Here is an 8447-nt window from a genome sequence, read left to right as displayed (position 1 = left end):
GGCGTCGTCGGCGCTCCCGTAGGCGTGGTCGGCGTGGTAGGTGCCGGTGCTGCTGGGGGTGACCGGGATCTCCGCCTCGTGGAGCTTGGCCACCACTCCCGGCCCAGGATCTGCAGCGACTCGAAGAGCGGCAGGCCGACCGTGCGGCCGGTGACGGCGACGCGGACCGGGGCCTGCGCCTTGCCGAGCTTGAGGCCGTGGGCCTCGCCGGCGGCCAGGACGGCGTTCTTGAGCGACTCGGGGTCGTTCCAGTCGGCCGCGTCCAGCTTCTCGCGGGCGGTCACGAGGAGGGCGTCGGAGCCCTCCTTCATGGCCTTGGTCCAGCTCGCCTCGTCGAAGACCGGCTCCTTCAGGAAGAGGAAGTCGACGTTGGCCGTGATGTCCGAGAGGACGGTGAGGCGGGTCTGGGCGTACGGCGCGATGGCCTCCCAGGCGGCGCGGTCGAAGTCCTCGGGGGCCCAGTTCGCGTGCGGGGCCGCCAGCCAGGGCTCGCACGCCTCGGCGAACGCCTTCACGTCGAGCATCCGGATGTGGTCCGCGTTGATCGACTCGGCCTTCTTGAGGTCGAAGCGGGCCGGGTTGGCGTTCACGTCCGCGATGTCGAACTTCTCGACCATCTCGGGGATGGTGAAGATGTCCCGGTCGGCGGAGAAGGACCAGCCGAGCAGCGAGAGGTAGTTCAGCAGGCCCTCGGGGAGGAAGCCGCGCTCGCGGTAGAGGTTGAGCGACGCCTGCGGGTCGCGCTTGGAGAGCTTCTTGTTGCCCTCGCCCATGACGTACGGCAGGTGGCCGAAGGCGGGGATCTCCTTGGCGACGCCCAGCTCGATCAGCGCCTTGTAGAGCGCGATCTGGCGCGGGGTGGAGGAGAGCAGGTCCTCGCCGCGCAGGACGTGGGTGATCTCCATCAGGGCGTCGTCGACCGGGTTGACCAGGGTGTAGAGCGGGGCGCCGTTGGCCCGGAGGATGCCGTAGTCCGGCACGTTCTCCGGGGTGAAGGTGAGCTCGCCGCGGACCAGGTCGGTGAAGGTGATCGGCTCGTCGGGCATCCGGAAGCGGACGATCGAGGTGCGGCCCTCGGCCTCGTACGCGGCCTTCCGCTCGGCGGTGAGGTCGCGGCAGTGGCCGTCGTAGCCGGAGGGGCGGCCGGCGGCGCGGGCGGCCTCGCGGCGCTCGTCGAGCTCCTCGGCGGTGCAGTAGCAGGGGTACGCGTAGCCGCCGGCGAGCAGCTTGTCGGCGACGTCCTGGTAGATGTCCATGCGCTGCGACTGGCGGTACGGGGCGTGCGGGCCGCCGACCTCGGGGCCCTCGTCCCAGTCGAGGCCGAGCCACTTCAGGGAGTCGAGCAGCTGGTCGTACGACTCCTCGGAGTCGCGGGCCGCGTCGGTGTCCTCGATGCGGAAGACCATCGTGCCCTGGTTGTGCCGGGCGAAGGCCCAGTTGAAGAGGGCGGTGCGGACCAGGCCCACGTGGGGGTTGCCGGTCGGGGAGGGACAGAAACGTACGCGGATCGCGTTAGCCACGCTTGATCACCTTGTTGGTGAGAGTGCCGATGCCTTCGATGGTGACGGCGACTTCGTCGCCGACGTTGAGGGGGCCGACCCCGGCGGGAGTGCCGGTGAGGATGACGTCGCCCGGGAGCAGCGTCATGGCCTCGGTGATGTGGACGACCAGGTCCTCGATGGAGCGGATCATGTCGCTCGTGCGGCCGAGCTGCCGCTGTTCGCCGTTGACGGTGGCCTGAACGGCCAGGTCGCCGGCTTCGGCCGGGGTCAGGCCGGTCTCCACCCAGGGGCCCAGCGGGCAGGAGGTGTCGAAGCCCTTGGCGCGGGCCCACTGGAGCTCGCGCTTCTGGACGTCGCGGGCGGTGACGTCGTTGGCGCAGGTGTAGCCGAAGACGACGTCCTTGACGCGCTCGCGGGGCACCTCGCGGCACATGCGGCCGATGACCACGGCCAGCTCGGCCTCGTGGTGCAGCTCCTGCGAGAAGGAGGGGTACTCGATGCCGTCGCCGGGGCCGATCACCGAGGTGGTGGGCTTGAAGAAGGCCACCGGGAGCTCGGGGACCTCGTTGCCGAGCTCCCTGGCGTGCTCCGCGTAGTTGCGGCCGATGCCCACGATCTTGTTGGGGAGCACGGGCGGCAGGAGCCGGACCTTGCTGAGCGGGACCTTGGTGCCGCTCAGCTCGAAGTCGGTGTACGGGATGCCCTTGATGATGTCGAGGACCAGGCCGCCGGACTCGACGGTCCCTTCGCCCTCGACCGCGCCGAAGGCGACGTTGCCGTCGATGGAGAATCTGGCGATGCGCACGAGTGCTGTCGCCCCTCACTTGCTACTGGCTGGAGTCTGACGCTCCAGGCTAACGCGGCGAGGGGCCCGGCCCTGCGGGAATACCGCCGGGTGGCCGGAGGGGGCGGTGCGGCCCGTACGGCGCCGTACGGCCGCCGGCTAGCGCTCCGGGCGGTACGGCTCCGGGGCGACCATCAGGATGGTGCGGCGCGGGTTGGCCGTCTGGGCCGGGAGCTGGACGGCGTACTCGGGCTGGGCGCCGCGGCCGAGCTGGGCGGCGTCCTCGAGGTGGGCGAGGGTCGCGCGGCGGGGGTTGGCCGTGGTGCGGAGTACGGGCGTCGTGTTCATCGCGGTCTCGGTTCCCTTGTCTGGGGAGGGGCTGGGGGTGCGCCACCCATTTTGTAAAGCGTCAGGCTAAACATGCAATTCCCTTCGAATGCCTGGCGGATCCAACGAACTACGTGTGAGTTTGCTCACCTGCGCGAGAACAAATAGGGCATTGCGCACCGTCATGCGTCGTCACCGAAACGGACATTCCGCCATTGAATGATCCATTCCGCTCCTGATCATGGCGACTGGGACACCCGGGCCACCTCGCCCCTTCGGTGCGATACGCCCGATTCCTCCGTGATCATCTTCTACATGGGGTGACACGTCGTTCACGCGTTGTCATCCCCTTCGCGCCACGCCCGACAGCCCTTGTTGGAGATCCGGCACTGTGCTGGAATTCCCGCACCGCCGCGGGTTTGCAAGCCGGCGCGCAGGAGGCGCGACACAGCGCCGGCCGAGTGGCGGGAAAGGGGGATCTGCGCCGGTCACCTACGACCACCACTGGGGCGCGCCTGCGCCCCACGAAGCCGACACCGTCCTCTCCGTTCACCCGGAAGGACGCCTGGTCCAGAGGTTGCGACGCTAGTGCAGGGACGTTTCAAGAGGGATGGCACGGGCTCTTCCCAGGCCCGCGAGGGCCGAGGGGAAGCTCCCGCCGAGCAGGATCCGCGTGCCGGAGCCCAGCACGGCTCCTCCGCCCCGCAGCCGCCGAACCCGGGACCGGGTGACAAGAACGGCACCCCCGGCGGCCCCGCCGCCGCGCGCGGCGCCGCCGAGGCGCCCGCCGAGCAGCCCGCACCCGCCAAGTCGGGTTCGGAGAACGAGGTCGGGCCCCGAATAGCCCTGCGCAACTGGCGCATCTCCACCCGCCTGGTGGCCCTGCTGACCCTCCCCGTGGTCGCGGCGACCAGCCTCGGCGGCATCCGTATCAACGAGTCGCTCGACGACATGCAGCAGCTCGACCACATGCAGCTGCTCACCAAGCTGACCAAGGAAGCCACCGACTTCGCGCAGGCCCTCCAGACCGAGCGCGACCTGTCGGCCGGTCCGCTGGCCAACGGCAAGTCGGCCTCCGACTACCAGGTCTCCAACCCGCGCCAGCGCACCGACCGCGCGTACAAGGCGTTCCTCGACGCGACCAACGACATCCCGGCCACCGAGGACGACGAGTCGCTGCGCAGCATCCGGCAGAACGTCAGCCAGATCGCCTCGCAGGTCAGCCAGCTCGGCGCGATCCGCGGCGCCGCGTACGAGAAGAAGATCGCCCACTCGGTGACGGTCGAGGCGTACAGCCGGCTGATCCGCTCGCTGCTCAGCCTGTCCCAGGACATGGCGCAGGCGACCAGCAACCCGGAGATGATCAAGCGGACCCGCGCGCTCGCCGCGTTCTCGTCCGCCAAGGAGTACGCCTCCATCCAGCAGGCGATCATCGCCGCCGCGCTGCCCGCCAGCGACAGCCAGTCCGGCAGCCTCCAGCTCGGTGACCGCCTCTACGGCGAGGCCGCCCTCAACTCCGAGGGCGTCGAGCTCAAGACCTTCCAGTCGATCTACGAGTCGACGGGCGGCAACGCCGACGAGCTGACCGCCGCGCTGACCTCCGGCAACCCGAACATCGAGGCCGCCGACAAGTACACCGAGCGGGTCCTCCAGTCGGACCGCGGGATGTCCGACCGCGTCAAGCGCGGTCACCTGAACTTCACCGACGAGTACGGCACGAAGATCAACGCCATGAACACCATCGAGGCCACGCTGCTGGGCGAGATGGAGAGCAAGGCCCGTGAGCTGCGCCAGGAGTCGCAGCGCGAGGCCATCATCAACGGTGCGCTGATCCTCCTCGTCCTCGGCGTCTCCCTCGTCGGCGCCTTCGTCGTGGCCCGGTCGATGATCCGCTCGCTGCGCCGGCTCCAGGACACCGCCACCAAGGTCGCCCAGGAACGCCTGCCCGAGCTCGTCAAGCAGCTCTCCGAGTCCGACCCGCAGGACGTCGACACCTCCGTCGAGTCCGTCGGTGTGCACTCCCGGGACGAGATCGGCCAGGTGGCCGCGGCCTTCGACGACGTGCACCGCGAGGCGGTCCGCCTCGCCGCCGAGCAGGCCCTCCTCCGGGGCAACGTCAACGCGATGTTCACCAACCTCTCGCGCCGCTCCCAGGGCCTGATCCAGCGTCAGCTCTCGCTCATCTCCGAGCTGGAGTCCCGCGAGGCCGACCCGGACCAGCTCTCCTCGCTCTTCAAGCTCGACCACCTCGCGACCCGTATGCGCCGGAACGGCGAGAACCTCCTCGTCCTCGCCGGCGAGGAGCCGGGCCGTCGCTGGACCCGCCCGGTCCCGCTGGTCGACGTGCTCCGCGCCGCCGCGTCCGAGGTGGAGCAGTACGAGCGCATCGAGCTCGCCTCGGTCCCCGCGACCGAGGTCGCCGGCCGGGTCGTCAACGACCTCGTGCACCTCCTCGCCGAGCTGCTGGAGAACGCCACCTCGTTCTCCTCCCCGCAGACCAAGGTCAAGGTCACCGGTCACGCCCTGCCCGACGGCCGGGTGCTGGTCGAGATCCACGACACCGGCATCGGCCTCTCCCCCGAGGACCTCGCCGCGATCAACGAGCGGCTCGCCTCGCCGCCCACCGTGGACGTCTCGGTCTCCCGCCGCATGGGTCTGTTCGTGGTCGGCCGCCTGTCCCTGCGGCACGGCATCCGGATCCAGCTCCGCCCGTCCGACTCGGGCGGCACCACCGCGCTCGTCATGCTCCCGGTCGACGTCGCCCACGGCGGCAAGAAGCCCGCGCCGAAGCCCGGCGCCGGCGGCCAGGGCGCCATGCCGCAGGGCCAGTCCGCCCCCGGCGGCCTGCTCACCGGCGGTCCCGGCGCGGCCGGCGGCCCCGGCGCCCCGGGCGCGCCCGGCGGGCGGCTCCCCGGCGGTCCCGGTCCGCGCACCGCGCTGCCCGGCCGCGAGGGCGCCCAGCGCCCGAACGGGCAGCAGGGCCAGGGCGGTCCGCAGGGCCCGAACCTCTTCCAGGAGCGCAGCCAGCTCCCCGCGCAGGCCCAGGGCCCGCAGACGGAGCGCCTCCCGCAGGTCCCGCAGGACGGGCAGCGGCCCGAGCCGCAGCAGCGTCCGGGGCTCGGCGCGGGCGCGCCCGGCGGTTTCGTCGGCGGCGCGCAGAGCGCGATCCCCTCGCGTACGGACGTCTGGGGCGGCCAGCAGGCCCCGCAGCCGCAGGTCCCCCAGGTCCCGCAGCCGCAGGTGCCCCAGCCGCAGCAGCAGGCGCCGCAGTTCCCGCAGGCCCAGCAGGGTCAGCAGCAGGGCCAGCAGCCCCACGGGGCCCAGGCACCTCAGCAGCCGCAGGGCGGTTTCCCGCGCGCCGAGCTGCCGGGCGGCAACCCGGCGCCGCAGCGCCCGCAGGTCACCAGCTGGGGCAACGAGCCGGCGCAGCCGGTCCGCCGCCCGCAGCAGGACATGACGCCGCTGGACGCGCCGCGCGGCCACGAGGAGCCGGACACGGGCCGCTACGCCCAGCCCGGCTTCCCGCAGGGTCCCGGCTCCACCGGCCAGTTCCCGCGCCCGGACTTCGGCGCCCCGCAGGCCCCGCAGCAGCAGGCCCCGCAGCTCCCGCAGGCCCAGCAGCCGCAGGTGCCCCAGGGCTACCAGGGCGGCGCCCAGGACCCGGCGGCCACCGCGCCGTTCCCGCGCCCGGACTTCGGCGACGCGCAGGGGCCGGGCTCCACCGGCCAGTTCGCGCGCCCCGGCTTCGGCGACGCACAGGGACCCGGCTCCACCGGCCAGTTCCCGCGCCCCGACTTCGGCGACGCGCAGGCCCCGCAGCAGCAGGCCCCGCAGCTCCCGCAGGCCCAGCCGCAGCAGGCGTACGGCCACCAGCCGTTCGTCCCGCAGGCGCAGGCCCCGCAGGCGCCCCAGCAGCAGGCCCCGCAGGCCCCGCTGGAGCAGCGGCGGCCGGGACTTTCCCAGCAGCCGCAGCAGCCGCAGCTCCAGCAGCCGCGCCAGCCGGAGGCCCTGCCGCCCGCGCCGAGCTCCGGCGGCGAGATGCGGACCCCCCTGTACGACACCCTGGAGACCAACTGGTTCCGCCAGGAGCAGGGCCAGGAGCAGCAGGCTCCGGCCCAGCCCCAGGGCCAGGCGCCCCTGCCGTCCCGGCAGCCGGGCCAGGGCGTCCCCCCGCAGCCCGTCTCCGCGGCCCCGCAGCAGCAGGGCCCGCAGCAGACGCAGCAGCAGGCACAGCAGCAGCGGGGCGGCGCCTGGCGCACCTCGCCCAACGACGAGCTGGTGCGCCAGGCCGAGCGGGTGCGCAAGCCCGCGGCCGGCGGTGTCACCACCTCCGGGCTGCCGCGGCGGGTGCCGCGTGCCAACCTCGTGCCCGGGACCGCCCAGGAGCAGGCCCAGTCGGCCGGCCCCCAGGTCTCCCGCGCACCCGACGACGTCCGCGGCCGGCTCACGAATCTGCGCCGCGGTATCCAGCAGGGCCGACAGGCCGGTAACTCGACCACGGGTTCCCACGACCTCGGTCCGACCCACCAGCAGGAGCGTTAGTTGAGCGCGATGAGCCAGGCGGCGCAGAATCTGAACTGGTTGATCACCAACTTCGTGGACAACACCCCCGGGGTGTCGCACACGGTGGTGGTCTCCGCCGACGGACTGCTCCTTGCCATGTCCGAAGGGTTCCCCCGCGACCGTGCCGACCAACTGGCGGCGGTCGCGTCCGGACTGACCTCGCTGACCGCGGGGGCGTCCCGGATCTTCGAGGGCGGCCCCGTCGCCCAGACGGTGGTGGAGATGGAGCGCGGCTTCCTCTTCCTCATGTCCGTCTCCGACGGTTCCTCGCTGGCCGTGCTCGCGCACCCCGAGTGCGACATCGGCCTCGTGGGCTACGAGATGGCGCTCCTCGTGGACCGGGCCGGCACGGTCCTCACCCCGGACCTGCGTGCCGAGCTCCAGGGCAGCCTGCTCCACTGAGCGGGCGCCGACCCTCGTAGTCGAACCCAGACCGACCGCAGGGCGGTGCGCCCCTCCGCGCCGCCCCCGGACCGTTCACCGTCCGGCCGCCCCATCCGGCCCCCCACCGGCCCCATCAGACGGCAGAAGTCTCTGCTGTCACGCCCGGAGGATTCATGACCCCGCCCCCCGCCTCTCACGATCCGTATGGCGCGTCGATAGACGACGGCTACGGCGAGGGCGACCAGCCGCTGGTCCGTCCCTACGCGATGACCGGCGGCCGGACCCGGCCGCGCTACCAGCTCGCCATCGAGGCGCTGGTCAGCACGACGGCCGACCCGGCGCACCTGGCCACCCTGCTCCCCGAGCACCAGCGGATCTGCCACCTGTGCCGCGAGGTGAAGTCGGTGGCGGAGGTCTCCGCGCTCCTGTCGATGCCGCTCGGTGTGGCCCGCATCCTCGTCGCCGACCTGGCCGAGGCGGGCATGGTGGCGATCCACCAGCCGGGCAACGGTGAGGCCGGCGGCACGCCGGACGTGACGCTCCTGGAAAGGGTGCTCAGTGGACTTCGCAAGCTCTGACGGCGGTTCCGCGACTCAGGGTCGCTCCACCACCAGCGCGAAGATCGTGGTGGCGGGCGGCTTCGGCGTGGGCAAGACCACGTTCGTCGGCGCGGTCTCCGAGATCAACCCGCTGCGAACCGAGGCCGTGATGACCTCCGCCTCGGCGGGGATCGACGACCTCACGCACACCGGGGGCAAGACCACCACCACGGTGGCGATGGACTTCGGCCGTATCACCCTGGACCAGGACCTGATCCTGTACCTCTTCGGTACGCCCGGCCAGGACCGCTTCTGGTTCATGTGGGACGACCTGGTCCGCGGCGCCAT

The 8447-nt window shown here is 72.2% G+C and carries 7 protein-coding genes; 4 read left to right on the top strand and 3 right to left on the bottom strand.

The features are described from left to right. From gltX to AB0C99_RS39025, 3 genes are all read right to left on the bottom strand, one after another. The coding region (gene gltX / locus AB0C99_RS39035; protein WP_362485185.1) for a glutamate--tRNA ligase at positions 1-1520 on the bottom strand (1520 nt) is incomplete at its 3' end. Further along, positions 1513-2307, bottom strand: a complete 795-nt coding sequence (locus AB0C99_RS39030; protein ID WP_362485183.1) for a fumarylacetoacetate hydrolase family protein — start codon at positions 2305-2307, stop codon at positions 1513-1515. The genes AB0C99_RS39030 and gltX, both read right to left, overlap by 8 nt. A 138-nt stretch (positions 2308-2445) precedes the next feature. After that, the gene (locus AB0C99_RS39025; RefSeq protein ID WP_362485181.1) at positions 2446-2634 is read right to left on the bottom strand and encodes a hypothetical protein; all 189 of its coding nucleotides are present in this window, start codon (positions 2632-2634) and stop codon (positions 2446-2448) included. A gap of 567 nt (positions 2635-3201) precedes the next feature. Here AB0C99_RS39025 and AB0C99_RS39020 point away from each other — a divergent pair. The 4 genes from AB0C99_RS39020 to AB0C99_RS39005 all read left to right on the top strand — a co-directional run. Further along, positions 3202-7155 carry a nitrate- and nitrite sensing domain-containing protein gene (locus AB0C99_RS39020; RefSeq protein ID WP_362485179.1) on the top strand — a complete coding sequence of 1318 codons (3954 nt, stop codon included), beginning with the start codon at positions 3202-3204 and terminating at the stop codon, positions 7153-7155. A 9-nt stretch (positions 7156-7164) separates the two neighbouring features. After that, positions 7165-7578 carry a roadblock/LC7 domain-containing protein gene (locus AB0C99_RS39015; RefSeq protein ID WP_046905435.1) on the top strand — a complete coding sequence of 138 codons (414 nt, stop codon included), beginning with the start codon at positions 7165-7167 and terminating at the stop codon, positions 7576-7578. 155 nt (positions 7579-7733) lie between these two features. Next, positions 7734-8138, top strand: coding sequence for a DUF742 domain-containing protein (locus AB0C99_RS39010; protein WP_046905434.1), 405 nt, complete (start codon positions 7734-7736; stop codon positions 8136-8138). Next, the coding region (locus AB0C99_RS39005) for an ATP/GTP-binding protein (RefSeq protein WP_362485177.1) at positions 8119-8447 on the top strand (329 nt) is incomplete at its 3' end. The genes AB0C99_RS39010 and AB0C99_RS39005, both read left to right, overlap by 20 nt.

Origin of the sequence: Streptomyces sp. NPDC048659 (assembly GCF_040650575.1) — a bacterium.
GTDB lineage: Bacteria > Actinomycetota > Actinomycetes > Streptomycetales > Streptomycetaceae > Streptomyces.
The sequence above is the reverse complement of the archived record's forward strand: the minus strand, read 5'-3'. Positions and strand labels throughout refer to the sequence as shown.